At 71.3% G+C, this 15,688-nt stretch carries 12 protein-coding genes; 5 read left to right on the forward strand and 7 right to left on the reverse strand.

The window, feature by feature from the left end; all coding sequences use genetic code 11:
* Positions 1 to 176: 176 nt before the first annotated feature.
* The 4 genes from ACWGH4_RS11055 to ACWGH4_RS11070 form a co-directional block, all read right to left on the reverse strand.
* The gene (locus tag ACWGH4_RS11055) at positions 177 to 551 is read right to left on the reverse strand and encodes a hypothetical protein (RefSeq protein WP_441265448.1); all 375 of its coding nucleotides are present in this window, start codon (positions 549 to 551) and stop codon (positions 177 to 179) included.
* A 34-nt stretch (positions 552 to 585) separates the two neighbouring features.
* On the reverse strand, positions 586 to 2,115 hold the full coding sequence (locus ACWGH4_RS11060) for a methyltransferase domain-containing protein (RefSeq protein WP_441265447.1): 1,530 nt from the start codon (positions 2,113 to 2,115) through the stop codon (positions 586 to 588).
* A 30-nt stretch (positions 2,116 to 2,145) separates the two neighbouring features.
* Entirely contained in the window at positions 2,146 to 3,402 is a 1,257-nt protein-coding gene (locus tag ACWGH4_RS11065) for a glycosyltransferase family 39 protein (RefSeq protein ID WP_453458544.1), read from the reverse strand.
* 239 nt (positions 3,403 to 3,641) lie between these two features.
* Positions 3,642 to 4,259: a TetR/AcrR family transcriptional regulator gene (locus ACWGH4_RS11070; RefSeq protein WP_453458547.1), complete on the reverse strand. Its 618-nt coding sequence runs from the start codon at positions 4,257 to 4,259 to the stop codon at positions 3,642 to 3,644.
* 142 nt (positions 4,260 to 4,401) lie between these two features.
* Between ACWGH4_RS11070 and ACWGH4_RS11075 the strand changes: the two genes are divergently transcribed.
* From ACWGH4_RS11075 to ACWGH4_RS11085, 3 genes are read left to right on the forward strand one after another with little or no spacing between them, the layout of a single operon-like run.
* Entirely contained in the window at positions 4,402 to 5,346 is a 945-nt protein-coding gene (locus ACWGH4_RS11075) for an ABC transporter permease (protein ID WP_453458549.1), read from the forward strand.
* Complete coding sequence (locus ACWGH4_RS11080) at positions 5,339 to 6,175, forward strand: ABC transporter ATP-binding protein (protein WP_453458551.1); 837 nt, start codon at positions 5,339 to 5,341, stop codon at positions 6,173 to 6,175. Before ACWGH4_RS11075 ends, ACWGH4_RS11080 begins: the two co-directional genes overlap by 8 nt.
* A gap of 40 nt (positions 6,176 to 6,215) precedes the next feature.
* Positions 6,216 to 7,187: a serine/threonine-protein kinase gene (locus ACWGH4_RS11085; RefSeq protein ID WP_453458553.1), complete on the forward strand. Its 972-nt coding sequence runs from the start codon at positions 6,216 to 6,218 to the stop codon at positions 7,185 to 7,187.
* Between the two features lie 57 nt (positions 7,188 to 7,244).
* Here ACWGH4_RS11085 and ACWGH4_RS11090 read toward each other — a convergent pair whose 3' ends face one another.
* Positions 7,245 to 12,179: an NAD-glutamate dehydrogenase gene (locus tag ACWGH4_RS11090; protein ID WP_453458556.1), complete on the reverse strand. Its 4,935-nt coding sequence runs from the start codon at positions 12,177 to 12,179 to the stop codon at positions 7,245 to 7,247.
* A 371-nt stretch (positions 12,180 to 12,550) separates the two neighbouring features.
* Here ACWGH4_RS11090 and ACWGH4_RS11095 point away from each other — a divergent pair, with 371 nt between their 5' ends.
* On the forward strand, positions 12,551 to 13,117 hold the full coding sequence (locus ACWGH4_RS11095; RefSeq protein ID WP_453458559.1) for a DJ-1/PfpI family protein: 567 nt from the start codon (positions 12,551 to 12,553) through the stop codon (positions 13,115 to 13,117).
* 13 nt (positions 13,118 to 13,130) lie between these two features.
* Here ACWGH4_RS11095 and ACWGH4_RS11100 read toward each other — a convergent pair whose 3' ends face one another.
* Together ACWGH4_RS11100 and ACWGH4_RS11105 are read right to left on the reverse strand one after the other, a co-directional pair.
* Positions 13,131 to 13,802, reverse strand: a complete 672-nt coding sequence (locus tag ACWGH4_RS11100; RefSeq protein WP_441265441.1) for an HAD family hydrolase — start codon at positions 13,800 to 13,802, stop codon at positions 13,131 to 13,133.
* A gap of 192 nt (positions 13,803 to 13,994) precedes the next feature.
* Positions 13,995 to 14,501: a DUF6912 family protein gene (locus tag ACWGH4_RS11105; RefSeq protein WP_441265440.1), complete on the reverse strand. Its 507-nt coding sequence runs from the start codon at positions 14,499 to 14,501 to the stop codon at positions 13,995 to 13,997.
* Between the two features lie 277 nt (positions 14,502 to 14,778).
* Between ACWGH4_RS11105 and ACWGH4_RS11110 the strand changes: the two genes are divergently transcribed.
* Complete coding sequence (locus ACWGH4_RS11110) at positions 14,779 to 15,189, forward strand: Rv3235 family protein (protein ID WP_453458563.1); 411 nt, start codon at positions 14,779 to 14,781, stop codon at positions 15,187 to 15,189.
* The last annotated feature ends 499 nt before the right edge of the window (positions 15,190 to 15,688 follow it).

Below are 15,688 nucleotides of genomic sequence, written 5' to 3' on the forward strand. Positions count from 1 at the left end.
CTGCGCTTCCCCGCGCCTTTTGGTCCCGGGTTTTTGGGGGGGCCCCTAAATGGCCCGGGCGGAGGCACCCGGGCGCCGCCACACCGTCCTTCGCGAGCGGCGGCCCGGTCACCCGTGACCGGGCCGCGGCCGCGCGGCCAAGTCCCGGCAGGCGCACGGCACGGGGCAGGACGCCCTCAGCGTTGCTGCCCGGCCATGACGGTGACCAGCCCGGCCACCACCATCAGGGAACCGGCCCAGGTCCACACCGAGGTCGGCTCGTGCAGCACGGTCGAACTGGCCAGCACGATCAGCAGATAGCCCAGTGCGTTGAACGGATAGGCGATGTTCAGCGGCACCTCGGCGAGCGTCGCCATCCAGGCCACGGCGGAGACTCCGAAGACGACGATGCCGACGACGACCCAGGGCGTGGTCGCGGCCCGCGTGATCAGCGAACCCCCGCCGTGTTCCGCCAGGGCGGCCGCCGAGCGCATGCCGTGTTTCAGCATGATCTGCCCGGCCGCCGACGAGAAGACCGCGAAAAGCAGCAGCAACACGCTGGGCAGGGTCACGTTCTTCCTCCTGGGCGGCGGTCGGAGCCCGGCGTCAGGTGCCGGCGCCCACCCGGTCGGCGAGTCCGGCGGGGACGTACTGGCGGTTGAGGATGTCCTGGACATCGACGTGCTCCCCGGCGACGATCGTCTGCGCCGCGTGCGGGGTGAGCACGGCGACGTACTGGTAGCCGAAGAGTGTCGGCCGCACACGGGTCAGCAGCCGGGAGATACCGCCGAGGGCGCCGGCGACGGCGCCGCCGCCGAGCACGGACCAGAACGGAGCGCCGGTCGACGTGAGCTGGAGCTGGTCGAAGCCGGCGGCCCGCACGGTGCGGCGCAGACTGCTGCGGGTGAAGAAGCGCAGATGGGTCTCGTCGAGGATGCCCCTCCGGTCGTAGCCGAAGACGCCGAAAGCGACCCTCAGCCGTGAGTACCAGTGGCTGAAGTTGGGCACGGACAGCAGCATCCGGCCGCCGGGCCGCAGCACCTCCCGCAGCTCCCGCAGCACGTGCTCCGGCCGGGACAGGTGCTCGATGACGTCCCCGGCGACCACGTAGTCGTAGTCGGCGCCGACCTGCGGCGGCAGGCCCTCCTCCAGGTCGGCGAGGAGGAATTCGGAGCAGCGGTCCCGCACACCGGGCACCTCGACGAAGTCCAGGCCGGTCACGGTGTGGCCGAGGTCTTCGAGACGCTCGGCGAACAGGCCGCCGGAGCAGCCGACGTCGAGGACCCGGCCCGGCGGCAGCCCTCGCATGATCTTGAGGATGGCGGAGTGCGAGGAGCCGTCGCCCTCCTTGAAGGCGTAGTCGACGGGCTTGGGGATCCAGGGACAGGTGCCGAAGCCCTTGAGGGCGAGCCGGTATTCGAGGACGTCCTTGACGACGTCCTTCGCGTAACGCAGGCCGTTGACGTAGCAGATCTCGTCGCCGTAGTAGGTGGGGACGGGGATCTCCTTGATCCGCATCCCGGCGTCGAGCAGCTGGACGATGATCTGGGTGTCGAAGTCGAAGGCGTCGGTGTTCCGGTCGATCGGCAGTCTGCGCAGCGCCGCGACGCTGTAGGCACGGTAGCCGGAGTGGAACTCGGTGAGCCGTGAGCCGAGCAGACCGTTCTCGAAGCGGGTGAGGACGCGGTTGCCGAGCCACTTGTAGAACGGCATGCCGCCCTTCAGCGCACTGCCCGAGCGCATCATCCGGGAGCCGAACACCGCCTCGCACTCGCCGCGTTCGATCGGCGCGACCATCTCGGGCAGCAACTCGGGGGCGTACTGGCCGTCGCCGTGCAGAAGCACCACGATGTCCAGGCCCCGTTCGGCGGCGAGAGCGTAGCCGGCCTTCTGGTTGCCGCCGTAACCGAGGTTCTTGGTGTGCCGCATGACGACGGTCGGCGGCATGCCGTCCAGCTGCGACCAGCGGCAGCCCGCGGTGAACGTCCCGTCGCTGCTCGCGTCGTCGAGGATCAGGATCTCGGCGACGCGGGACCGGAAGTCCTTGGGAATGCGGTCGAGCGTCTTCTCCAGCGTGGATTCCGCGTTGTAGGCGACGACGAGGATGCCGATCCGCGGGCTGGGGATTTCCTTCACTGGGGCTTCTCTACTCTCCGTTGGCGCGGGTCATCGGTGCGGTCTGTCGACGGGTGGGGAGGCGGTGGCGGGCCGGTCGGTGCGCTGGGCGACGAGGGGCACGTGCTCTCCCGGGACGGGCGCGGGCGACTCTCTCAGCGCCCGGCGCACACCGCTCACGATCCCTGCGGCGAGCAGCAGCCAGCCGGCCTCCGCCAGGTGCAGGGCCCAGTCGTTCCAGCGGACGGCGCTCACGCCCGCGTAGACGATGACGGTGGCGACGCCGACGACGAGCCCGTATCCGAGGCCCTCCCACAGTCCGAAGAGGCAGAGGCCGACGACGGGCCAGGCGAGGTACTGCACGGCGGAACCGGTGCTGAGCAGGAGCAGCAGCGTGAGTGAGAGCGCGACGGCGTACGCGGCGCCGGTGGGGCGTACCCAGGCGAGCCAGGCTCCCGCGGCCATGCACAGCAGCACGAACAGGAGATGGAAGTCGCTGTGCAGTGCCTCGACGAACGAGTCGGAGGCGCCCGCCAGTTCGGCGAAGCGTACGAAGCCCCACAGCCTGGCCCGGCCGCCCTCGTATTCGAGGACCTTCTCCCGCAGCGGGACGGGCACGGCCGCCAGCACCGGCCCCCACAGGAGCAGCATCACGGCCGCGAGGCCGGCGCAGAACCGCACGGCGGCCGGACGCCCGGCCCGCACCGCCGCCACGATCAGTGCGGGGACGGCGACGACCGGGACGAGCTTGACGCTCACGGCCAGCGCCGCGGCGACGCCGGCGGTCAGCGGGGCACGGCGGTCGACGAGCAGGAAGGCCGCCAGGAGCATGAGCATGATGGCGACGGAGTCGGTGTTCCCGTGATACCCGGAGGTGGCGAAGAGGACGGGGCTGAGAGCACATCCGATCGCACACGCCGTGGCCGTCGCGAGTGTGCGGCGGCGGCGCAGGATCTCGAACACGAGAAGGGCCGAGACGAAATCGGCGAGACAGGCCGGCGCACGGATCAGACTGCCGAACGGAATTCCGAGCTTCTCCAGTTCATGGAATGCGGCGAGCATCCATCCCGCGAGCGGCGGATGGTTGTAGACGGGCAGGCGCGGCATCGGATGCTCGTAGACGCGGACCGGTCCGACCTGGGCGATCGCGGTGGCGAAGGCGTCGAAGATGCGGACGTCCGCCGGTCCGCGCTTCAGGGCCGCGAGAACCGTCTTGGCGAAGAGGGCGAGCGCGGAGACACCGATGACGAGGGTCCGTGCTCTTCGTACATCGAGCGTCGTCGTCGCCGTCCGCATTCGCAGGTCCATGACCGCCGAACGTAGCAATCCGGAACGTCAACATCTCGCACCGATAACCACACTTAAATGCCGGGGAGTTCACTGCGCTGCGATCTTGGGCGCGAACCCGGCACGCGAATCACCCGTACGGCGGGGTCGGCCGATCGCCTCGCGCTTCAGGTCGGTGACGGCGGCCACCGCACCCGCGTCGTCGACCCCGCGGCCGGCGCGCCGCCGCCGCATCGTCGTCGGCACCGGGCCGCGGCCGCTCAGGCGCGGAGCGCGGCCACGGCTCCCCGCGCCACCTCGTCGAGGTAGCCGTCCGGCAGTTCGCCCCGCACCACCACCAGCCGCCAGTACAGCGGTCCGACGATCACATCGAGCGCGCGGTCCGGGTCCGCCGATTCCGGCAGTTCGCCGCGCGCCACCGCGTCCCGGACGATCAGCGCGGCCACACCCCGCTGGCCGTCCAGCAGCGCCGCCTTGATCGCGTCCGCGATCTCGGGGTTGCGTGCGGCCTCCACCAGCAGGTCCGGGATGACCTGCGAAGCCACGGGGTGGCGCAGCGCGTGCGCGGCGACCTCGAGCAGGGCGCGTACGTCCCCGTACAGGGATCCCGTCGCCGGCGCCGGCAGGCCCTGCGCCGCGAAGGCGGAGACGAGGTCCAGCACCAGGGACAGCTTGGACTTCCAGCGCCGGTAGACGGCCGTCTTCCCGACGCCCGCCCGGCGGGCGATGCCCTCGATCGACATCCGGGCGAAGCCGACGGCCGCCAGTTCGTCGAAGACGGCGGCCCGGATGGCGTCGGTCACGTCCTCCCGGAGCACGGCGGCTCCTGCTGGGGCGCGTCGCGGGCTTCTGGGGTCGGTCGTCATGCCCAGGAGCATACGCGGCGACGACGAAACGGTTGCGTTCCGACGTGATGCCGTCCTACTGTGCCCGTAGCGACGATACGGTCCCGTTCCATCGTTCTCATCGAGGGTTGCGGACCACGCCCCGCCCCTGCACGCGCATCGAAAGCGAGCCCGCGTGACCATCGCCAGCCCCACCGCGCCCGCGGGCCCGGCGGGAACGCCTCCCGCCGGCCCGGCCGCGCCCCCCCCCCCCACCGACCTCGCGGCGCTCGCCGCACGCCACGGGCTGACCGTCAGCGGCGCCCGGCCCACCCTCCCCACCTACATCCGGCAGCTCTGGTCGCGGCGACACTTCATCACCGCGTTCGCGACCGCCAAACTCACCGCCCAGTACAGCCAGGCCCGCCTCGGGCAGCTCTGGCAGCTGATGACCCCCCTGCTCAACGCCGCCGTCTACTACCTGATCTTCGGCGTGCTGCTCGGCACCGCCCACCACGTCCCCGACTTCGTGCCGTTCCTGGTCACGGGCGTGTTCATCTGGACCTTCACCGCCAACACGGTCACGGCCGGCACCCGCGCGATCTCCGGAAACATCGGCCTCGTCAGAGCCCTGCACTTCCCGCGCGCCGCGCTGCCCGTCGCGCTCGCCCTGCAACAGCTCCAGCAACTGCTCTTCTCGCTCGGCGCGCTGATCGTGATCCTCGTCGGCTTCGGCCAGCTCCCGACGGCTTCCTGGCTGCTCGCGGTCCCCGCGCTGCTGCTCCAGGCGGTCTTCAGTACCGGCCTGTCCATGGCCATGGCACGCGTCGCCGCCCGCACCCCCGACGTCGCCCAGCTGGTGCCCTTCCTGCTGCGCACCTGGATGTACGCGTCCGGCGTGATGTGGTCCGTCGCCAAGGTGGTCGGCGACCGGGACCTGCCGCACCTGGTGGCTCTCGCGCTCCAGTACAACCCGGCCGCGCTCTACATCGACCTGGTGCGCTTCGCGTTCATCGATTCGTTCACCGCGGACCGGCTGCCGCCGCACGTCTGGGCCGCGGCCCTGGCGTGGGCCGTGCTCTGCGGAGCCGGCGGATTCCTGTACTTCTGGAAGGCTGAGGAGCAGTACGGCCGTGGCTGAGAACCCGACCCGTCCGACCGGAGAGCCCACCCCTACCGTCGTCGTCGACGGCGTCCACATCACCTACAAGGTCAACGGCCCCCGCACCGGTCGGGGCAGCGCCACTTCCGCCCTCAGCCGGATCGTCTCCCGTCGGGCGCACCCCGGCGTACGCGAGGTGCACGCCGTCAAGGGCGTCAGCTTCGCCGCGTACCGGGGCGAGGCGATCGGCCTGATCGGCTCCAACGGTTCGGGCAAGTCCACCCTGCTCAAGGCCGTCGCCGGCCTCCTGCCGACCGCGAAGGGCAAGGTCTACACGGCCGGGCAGCCGTCCCTCCTCGGCGTCAACGCCGCGCTGATGTCCGACCTGACGGGCGAGCGCAACATCATCCTCGGCGGCCTCGCGATGGGTATGCCGCGCGACCGGATCCGCGACCGCTACGACGACATCGTCGACTTCTCCGGCATCAACGAGAAGGGCGACTTCGTCTCGCTGCCGATGCGGACGTACTCCTCCGGCATGGGAGCCAGGCTGCGCTTCTCCATCGCCGCCGCCAAGAGCCACGACGTGCTTCTCATCGACGAGGCGCTGTCCACCGGCGACGCCCGCTTCCGCCGCCGCAGCCGGCAGCGCATCGAGGAGCTGCGGCGGGAGGCCGGCACGGTCTTCCTGGTCAGCCACAGCAACGCGACCATCACCGAGAGCTGTGACCGCGCTCTCTGGCTGGAAGCGGGGATCCTGCGGATGGACGGCCCGGCGAAGGAAGTCGTCGCGGCGTACGAGGAGTTCACCGCGGCCGGGAACAAGGGCGGCGCCGGGACCGGGACCGCGAAGCAGCCCGCGCGGTAGGCTCCACTGCCGGTGCCGGACAGCCGAGGGGGCGGTTGGGATGGGCGGTCGAGGGCCTCAGCCGCTGCGGGACGACGACCCGCGCGAGATCGCCGGTTACCCGCTCCGGGCACGGATCGGGGAGGGCGGCATGGGAACCGTCTTCCTCACCCACAGCCGCGACGGCGCCTCGCTTCCCGTCGCTCTCAAGCTCATCCGCCGCGAGCACGCCCGGAGCGAGAAGTTCCGCAGACGCTTCGCCCGCGAGGTGGAGGCAGCGCGGCGGGTCAGCGGCCCGCATCTGGTCGAGGTCGTCGACCACGACGCGGAGGCGGACCTGCCGTGGCTCGCCACCCGTTACGTCCCCGGCCTGCCCCTGGGAGACGCCCTCGCCGGCCACGGGCCGCTGCCGCCCGAGTGCGTCCTGCGGCTGACGGCCGGCGCGGCGCGCGCGCTGGACGCAGTGCACACCGCGGGCCTCGTCCACCGCGATGTGAAGCCGGGGAACCTGCTGCTGTCCGCGGAAGGGCCATGGCTGCTCGACTTCGGCATCGCACGTGCCACGGACGGCACGTCCGTACTGACCACCGTCGGGCGGATGGTCGGCACGCCGAAGTACATGTCCCCCGAACACGCACTGGGCCGGCAGGTCACGCCCGCCTCCGACGTGTTCACGCTGGGGCTCGTCGCCGCGGAGGCGGCCACCGGTCGCCACCCGTACGGCGAGGGCGGCGGCCTGGTCGTCGCCACCCGGATCGCCGGCACCGACCGCGACCCCCCGGACCTCTCCGCCCATCCGCCCACCCTCCGCCGGCTTCTGACCGCCGCGCTGGCGGCCCGCCCGGAGGACCGCCCGACGGCGGCGGAGATCGCGGAACTCTGCGGCACCGGTGCGGACCTCACGACGGCCGGCTGGCTCCCGAAGCGCGTCGCTTCGGCGGTCACGGAAGTCGCCCGCGCGTCGGCCAAGGCCTCGCCCGACGCCCGCGACCCGCGGACCGGCTGGCTGCACCGCCTGCGCGGCGACGGCTGACATACGCGACGGACCCGGCCGCCCCCGAAGGCGCGACCGGGTCCGTGCGAAGGGCCGTCAGCTGTGGGTGCGCAGCAGCTGCCGCATCGTCCGCATCGCCACCGACAGGTTGGCCAGGTCGAACGTGTCCGAGCTCTGGATCTCCTCCAGCGTCGTCCGCGCCCGCCCCAGGATCGCCGCGTTCTTCTGCTCCCAGGCCTTGAAGCGCTCCTCCGGGGTCGAGGTCCCGTTGCCCACCGACAGCACGACGGCGGTGAGCGCGGCGTGTGCCGCGTACAGGTCCTCACGGATGGAGGCACGGGCCATGGACTGCCAGCGGTCGGCCCGCGGCAGTTCGATGATCCGGTCCATCAGCTGGGTGATGGCGAGCCGGTCGGCGAGGTCGTAGTACACCTCGGCGACCGCCAGCGGGTCCTGGCCGGTGCGGTCCGAGATCGCCACGATGTCGAGCGTCGGGAAGGCGGACGAGAAGCCGGCCACCCGCAGCGCGAGGAACTCGGGAACGCCCTCCCCGGTGAGCTCGTCGAGGATGCCCTGGTACCAGTCCAGGTCCGCGCCCCGCAGCATCTTCGGCAGCTCGGTCCACACCTGCTCGACGCGCTCGGAGAAGAACTCGATCGTCCCTGCCAGCTCCAGCGGCTGCGGCCGGTTGCCCAGCAGCCACCGCGTGCCGCGCTCGACGAGGCGGCGCGAGTGCAGCCGGATCCGGGTCTGGACGTCCGCCGCGACCTGGTTGTCGAGCGCCTCGACCGCGTCCCACACCGCGCTGAGCCCGAAGATCTCCCGGGCCGCGGTCTGCGCCCGCACGATCTCCTCGATCGACGCGCCGGTCTCCTCGCGCAGCCGGTGCAGGAACGTCGAACCACCGGTGTTGACCGTGTCGTTGACGAGCACCGTCGTCACGATCTCGCGGCGCAGCGCGTGCGCGTCGATCGCCTCGCCGAACTGCTCCCGCAGCGGCTTGGGGAAGTAGGCGTGCAGCAGCCGCCGCAGGTACGGGTCGTCCGGCAGGTCCGTCCCGATCAGCTCGTCCGCCACCGTGATCTTCGTGTAGGCGAGGAGGACGGCCAGCTCGGGCTGACTCAGTCCCTTGCCCGCGGCCAGCAGTTCACGGATCTGGCGGTCGTTGGGCAGGAATTCCAGCGCCCGGTCCAGGCGTCCGTCACGGCCGAGGCGGCGCATGAACCGCTGGTGGGCGTGGAGCAGGGACGGTGACTGGGTGACCGCGTTGGCGAGCGCGGTGTTCTGCGCGTAGTTGTTGCGCAGCACCAGCGCGCCGACCTCGTCGGTCATCTGCGCCAGCAGCTGGTTGCGCTGCTTGACGGTCATGTCGCCGTCCGAGACAAGGCCGTTGAGCAGGATCTTGATGTTGACCTCGTGGTCGGAGGTGTCGACGCCGGCGCTGTTGTCGATGGCGTCGGTGTTGATCTTTCCGCCGTTGCGGTCGAACTCGATCCGGCCGAGCTGGGTCAGACCCAGGTTGCCGCCCTCACCGACGACCCGGACCCGCAGGTCCTCGCCGTTGACGCGGATGGCGTCGTTGGCCTTGTCGCCGACGTCGGCGTTCGACTCGGTGGACGCCTTGACGTAGGTGCCGATGCCGCCGTTCCACAGCAGGTCGACCGGGGCCTTGAGGATGGCCTGCATCAGCTCCGCCGGCGTCAGCTTCGCGATGCCGGGACCGATGCCGAGGGCCTCGCGCATCGCCGCGTTGACCGGGATCGACTTGGCCGTGCGCGGGTGGACGCCGCCGCCCTGGGACAGCAGTTCCTTGTTGTAGTCGGCCCAGGAGGAACGGGGCAGTTCGAAGAGCCGGCGGCGCTCCGCGTACGAGAGGGCCGCATCGGGGTTCGGGTCGATGAAGATGTGGCGGTGGTCGAAGGCCGCGACGAGCCGGATGTGCTCGCTGAGCAGCATGCCGTTGCCGAACACGTCACCGGACATGTCGCCGACGCCGACGACCGTGAAGTCCTGGGTCTGGGTGTCGTGGCCGAGCTCGCGGAAGTGCCGCTTGACCGACTCCCAGGCGCCGCGGGCGGTGATGCCCATGCCCTTGTGGTCGTATCCGGCGGAGCCGCCCGACGCGAAGGCGTCACCGAGCCAGAAGTTGTACGCGACCGCGACCTCGTTGGCGATGTCGGAGAACGACGCGGTGCCCTTGTCGGCGGCCACCACGAGGTACGTGTCGTCCTCGTCGTGCCGGACCACCTGGGCCGGCGGGACGACCTCGCCCGCGACCAGGTTGTCGGTGATGTCGAGCAGCGCCGAGATGAAGATCCGGTAGCAGGCGATGCCCTCGGCGAGCCAGGCGTCACGGTTCACGGACGGGTCCGGCAGCTGCTTGGCGACGAAGCCGCCCTTGGCGCCGACCGGCACGATCACGGTGTTCTTGACCATCTGCGCCTTGACCAGGCCGAGGATCTCCGTACGGAAGTCCTCACGCCGGTCGGACCAGCGCAGACCGCCTCGGGCGACCTTGCCGAAGCGCAGGTGGACGCCCTCGACCCGCGGCGAGTACACCCAGATCTCGAACGCCGGGCGCGGTGCCGGCAGGTCCGGGATGGCCTGCGGGTCGAACTTCATCGACACATAGCCGTGCGGGGCGCCGCCTGCCGCCTCCTGGAAGAAGTTGGTGCGCAGGGTGGCCTTGATGACGGTGAGGAAGGCACGCAGGATGCGGTCCTCGTCGAGGCTGGCGACCTGGTCGAGCGCGCCGTCGAGCTCCTCGAGCAGTCCGTCGATCAGCTCGGTGCCGGCCCGCTGGCGGTCCGGCGACATCCGCGCCTCGAACAGCGAGACCAGCAGCCGGGTGGTGTGGACGTTGTTGCGGAGGGTGTCCTCCATGTAGTCCTGGCTGAAGGTCGAACCGGCCTGGCGCAGGTACTTCGCGTACGCGCGCAGCACCATCGCCTCGCGCCAGTTGAGCCCCGCGCCGAGCACCAGCGAGTTGAAGCCGTCGTTCTCCGCCTCGCCCGTCCACACGGCGGCGAAGGCGTCCTGGAAGCGCTCGCGGGCGTCGTCGGCGAGGTAGTCGCCGTTCGCGCCGGTCTTCGGCATGCGCAGCCCGAAGTCGTAGATCCAGGCGTGGGTCCGGTCGGCGCACCGCAGTTCGTACGGGCGCTCGTCGACGACCTCGCAGCCGAGGCGCTGCAGCACCGGCAGCACCGCGGACAGGGAGACCTGCTCACCGGTCCGGTAGATCTTGAAGCGCCGCTCGCCGGGGCCCGCCCCGACCGGCTCGTACAGGGACAGCGCGAAGTCCTTGCCGGACTCGGCGAGCTCCTCCATGCGGACCAGGTCGGCCACGGCGGAGCGCGGCGAGTGGTCGGCCTTGTAGCCCTCCTGGAAGGCGCCCGCGTAGCGGCGCAGCAGCTCGGCGGCGCGTTCCTCGCCGAACTCGGCGTTCAGCGCCTCGCCGAAGCCGTCGGCCCAGGAGCGCGCCGCCTCGACCAGCCGTGCCTCGATGCGCTCGGTGTCGGCGTCGGTGAGGTGCGGCAGCTCGGTACCGACGGGGACCCGCACCACGAAGTGGATACGGGAGAGGATCGACTCGGTGTTCCAGGCGGTGAAGTCGACGCTGGTCCCGCCGAGTTCCTCCTTGAGGATGTCGATCAGGCGCAGCCGCACACCGGTGGTGTAGCGGTCACGCGGCAGGTAGACCAGCGCGGAGTAGTAGCGCCCGTACTCGTCCTGGCGCAGGTACAACCGCAGCCTGCGGCGCTCCTGGAGGTAGAGGACGCTGGTGACGATCGCACGCAACTGGTCGGCGGGCGTCTGGAAGAGCTCGTCACGCGGGTACGTCTCGAGGATCTGCAGCAGGTCGCGGCCGTCGTGGCTGTTGGGCGAGAAGCCCGCGCCCTCCAGGACCTCCGCGACCTTGCGGCGGACGACCGGCACGCGGCGCACCGACTCGGTGTACGCGGCGGAGGAGAACAGGCCGAGGAAGCGGCGCTCCCCGACGACGTTGCCCTCGGCGTCGAACTTCTTGACGCCGATGTAGTCCAGGTAGCTGGGGCGGTGCACGGTGGCGCGGCTGTTGGCCTTCGTCAGCACGAGCAGCTTGTGCTCACGGGCCTTGGCGCGGGCATCGGCCGGCAGCCGGCTGAAGGACGGACTGACCGGGTGGGCCTCGTCCTCGTGGTGCGGCGGGTCGGAGCGCAGGATCCCGAGTCCGGTGCCGGGGACGGCGGCCAGCGCGTCGGCGTCGGTGAGTTCGTACTCCCGGTAGCCGAGGAAGGTGAAGTGGTCGGCGGCGAGCCAGCGCAGCAGTTCACGGGCCTCCTCGACCTCCTGCTCCGGCAGGTCGTCGGCCTTGGGCTCGTCGGGCAGCCGCTCGGCGATGCGCAGCGCGGCGTCGCGCATCTTCTCCCAGTCCTCGACGGCCTCTCGGACGTCGGACAGGACACGCAGCAGATCGGCGGTGATCTGCTTCAGGTCGGCGCGGTCGGTCTCGCGGTCGATCTCGACGTGGATCCAGGACTCGACGAGGGCGTCGTGCGGGAGGTCCTTGGCGTGCGTGTCCGAGGACAGGACCTCGATGAGCCTGCCGGTCACATCACGGCGGACGACGACCTGCGGGTGGATCACGACATGGATGCCGCGGCCCTGGCGGGAGAGCTCGTTGGTGACGGAGTCGACGAGGAAGGGCATGTCGTCGGTGACGACTTCCACGACGGAGTGGCTGCAGGTCCAGCCGTTCTCCTCCACGGTCGGCGTGTGGACGCGGACGTTCGCGGTGCCCTGGGGGCGGTTTTCCGCGAGCCGGTAGTGGGAAAGTGCCGCACCGAAGATGTCGACCGGGTCGCGGTCGGTCAGGTCCTCCGGAGCTGTGTGCAGGTAGTAGCGCTGGAGGTACGTGAGCAGGGTGTCCCGGTCAGGGCGCTTCCCTTGCTCTGTCCCAGTCGGAAGGTGCCCCCCGGCCGGGCTGTTCTCAGCTACCCGGGCGGCCCGTGCGAGCAGCTCGGCCTTGGCTTCGTCCAGCTTGGTCTGCATGTCCTCTGGCTCCTGTCGCGCGCCGTTGCGTGACGTAGGTGAAAGATGCGACGAATCGCCGCGTCCCGGGGTGTCCGGTCGCAGTCGACGGTATGCCGCGATGAGAGTCGTCCGAGCCGTTATCGGCCAATTCTGTCTGGCTGCGACAGTCCGGACGGGAGGGGTCAGCGATCGCCCGGACGCGGTGGCGGTCCGGGCGCAGGCCGGGGGCTTCGCTGCCCCCACGGCATATCGCGCTGATCACGCCCCCAGGCTATCTCCCCGCACCCCCGCCCCGTCATGAGCCGTATGTGTACAAAAGCGGGGTCCGAAGTTTGACACTCTGGACAGCGACACAGGCCCTCTTGGCAACCAATCAACCGGGAGCAGCCATGACCACGAAGATCCTCATCGTCACCGGGGACGCCGCAGAGTCCCTGGAGGTCCTCTACCCGTACCAGCGGCTGCTGGAAGAGGGGTACGAGGTACACATCGCGGCCCCCGCCCGCAAGAAGCTGCAGTTCGTCGTGCACGACTTCGAGCCGGGCTTCGACACCTACACCGAGAAGCCGGGCTACACCTGGCAGGCGGACCTGGCCTTCTCCGAGGTCGAGCCCGGGGCGTACGCCGCCATCGTGATTCCCGGCGGCCGCGCGCCCGAGTATCTGCGCAACGACCCCGAGCTCCGCAAGATCCTCAAGGCGTTCTTCGACTCCGACAAGCCGGTGGCCCAGATCTGCCACGGCCCGCTGCTGACCGCGGCGACCGGGGGGCTGGAGGGACGCCGGGTCACCGCGTACCCGGCGCTCGAACTGGACATGCAGGCCGCCGGGGCGTCGTTCCAGGACGTGGCGGCGGTCGTGGACGGTTCGCTGGTCTCCTCGCGTGCCTGGCCGGACCATCCGGTGTGGATGCGGGAGTTCCTCAAGGTGCTGCGGGCGACGGCGCCGGTGACGTGACGCCCGTGGCCGGTCAGCCGGCCACGAGCTCCTCCGCCACCTCGACCGCCTCCTGGAGCGAGTCGACCACCGGCACTCCGACGCTTTCCAGACTGGCGCGGCTGTGCGATCCGCCTGTGTACAGCACTGCCTTCGCGCCGACGTGGGCGGCGGCGACGGCATCGTCCGCCGCGTCACCGATGACGACCACGTGCTCGGCCCGCACGCCGCCGAGCTGCGCCAGGTGCCGCACCATGTGCTCGGCCTTGCCCGCGGTCGACGCGCCGATCCGGCCGTCGACCCGGACGAAGCGCTCCTCGATGCCGTGCCGGCGCACGATCGGCACCAGGTGTTCGTGCGGGGCGAGGGACAGCAGCGACTGGGTCAGACCGGCACTCTGGCGGCGGACGAGCAGCTCCGCGGCACCCTCGGCGAGCCCGCACGTCTCGGCCCGGGTCCAGTAGTGCTTGTGGAAGGCCGCGTCCATCACGAGCCATTCGTCGTTCGTCGGCAGCCGCCCCATGAGCCGCTCGTAGAAACGGGGGACGGGCACGCAGTACAGCTCCCGGTACCGCTCGAGCGTGATCTGCTCGAGCCCCAGTTCCGCGAAGGCGGCGTTCGTGGCCGCGATGACCGCGCCGATGTCGTCGAGCAGTGTGCCGTTCCAGTCCCAGACCAGATGCGCCTGCGTCCCCTGCTTGCCCATGGCGGAAACCGTACAGGCCGGGTACGACAGACCGGCGCACGGCGGGTCACCGGGTGCGGCATCGGAGCGGCGGGTCACCGGGTACGGCAACGTGTACGGCGGCACCGGGTACGACAGCCGGCGCACGGCCGGTCACCGGCACAACGGCGCGTGCGGCGGGTCCCCGGTTCGACGGCCGGCGCGGGCGGCAGGTCAGCCGACGATGTTCGGGATCTCCTGCACGCCGAACCAGAGCAGTTCGTGGTCCTCCGCGCCGTCGACGGTGAACTGCGCGTCGTCGTCACCGTGGTCGGCCGCGCCGAGCGCCGCGACGGCGGCCGCGACGTCGTCCACCGCGTCGTCGGCGTCCACATGGACGGCGGCCGCCTTGGACATCGGCACGGCCCGGGCGACCCGAACCTCGCCGAGCGCACCGGCGTCGAGTACCCGGTCGGGATCGGCGACGGCGTCCTGGTCCGGCACGTCGACGGCCACGACCGCGCGGCGCCGGGCAGCGTCGGGGTCGCCGGCGATCAGACGCAGGGACGCGGCGGCGGCGCGGCTGAGCGCCGCGTACTCCAGTTCCTCGATGTCGTCGGAGACGTACCACTCGCGCAGTCCGGGCGTGACGGCGTAGGCGGTCAGCGGACCGGGGCCCAGTTCGCCCGCCTTGTGCGCCGCTGCGAGACCGGGGAGGGTCAGGGGGACGTACACGCGCATGACAGGCCGCTTTCGTAGTCGGTGATCGCCCTCAGGATACGTGCGGCGTCCCCCTTCGGGGTGCGCCCGCTCGCCCTCCCGCCGTCCACCTGGTACACCGCCGAAGGCCCGTGCGGCCCGCCCGTACAGCGCCTCGTCACACTGATAGGTGAACTTCCCGACCGCCTCCCTGGGCGGTTTCGCCGCTTTGCGGCAAAGGTGCGCACGCCATAGAAGTTCCCCGTCGAAGCTACCTCCCGGTACCCAGCCCGGGACCAGCACATCGGGGGCGATCCGTATGGACAGGACCAGGCCCGCAGGGCGCCACGACCAGCGCAGGCCCGCCGCCCACGCGGCGGCGGCACTGACCCGGGCACGCGGCAGGCTGCACAAACCGCACTACTGGTTCGCCGACCGCCTGCTCGCGGTCCTGACCGGCCGGCGACCGGTGCACTGGATGCTCGGGCACACGATCGGCGAGGCCTATGAACAGTTGGTCCGGCTCGCGCCGGGGACGCCGTTGCTTCCGGCGGACCGGGCCACGCCGGTCATCCGCCACTGCGGCGAGTTCCACCCGGGGCCGGGCGTGATCGAGGCCTTCGCCCGCATCGGCTCGGGCGACCGGGTCAGCGCGATGGCGTTCCGGCTGGAGCAGGGCCGGGACCTGCGCTGGCGCTGCGCGGCGATCGAGGTCGCGGCGAACCGCTGAAACGGCGGCCCGGGTAGGCGGTGGGCCCACGCGCGGCGTCCCGTCGTCCGGGGGTCTGAGGCTGCTGGGCTGAGCCGGGCATGCGCAGCCCCGGCGTACGGATGCCTGCGTGCCCGCCTGGAGGCCCCGAGCGGCGCGGCCGGGCATTGGCCGGGCCACGCCGCTCGGAGCGCCCCCGTGCTGCCTGGAAGGCCGTCCGGGGGCGTGGAGCCAGGGCGTGGGCGGCCCGGTCAGCGGCGAGCAGCCAGGGTCCAGCCAGTCGGCCACGGAGGAGCAGCCAGTGCCCGGCCGGTCAGGCCGACGGCAAGAAGCCAGGACCCGCCGGCCCGCCGACGAGAAGCCAGGACCCAGCCAGGTCGGCCGCGGGATAGCAGCCAGGGCATGGGCGGTCAGGCGCGGGCGAGAAGCCAGGGCCCGGCCGCGGCCGGGCCGGTTCGGTGGAGCCCGGTCGCCCGAGCGGGCGGCCCGATCATCGGCGGAGACGCGGCCGGGGCCGGAC

This window comes from Streptomyces sp. NPDC054847, from assembly GCF_053610925.1.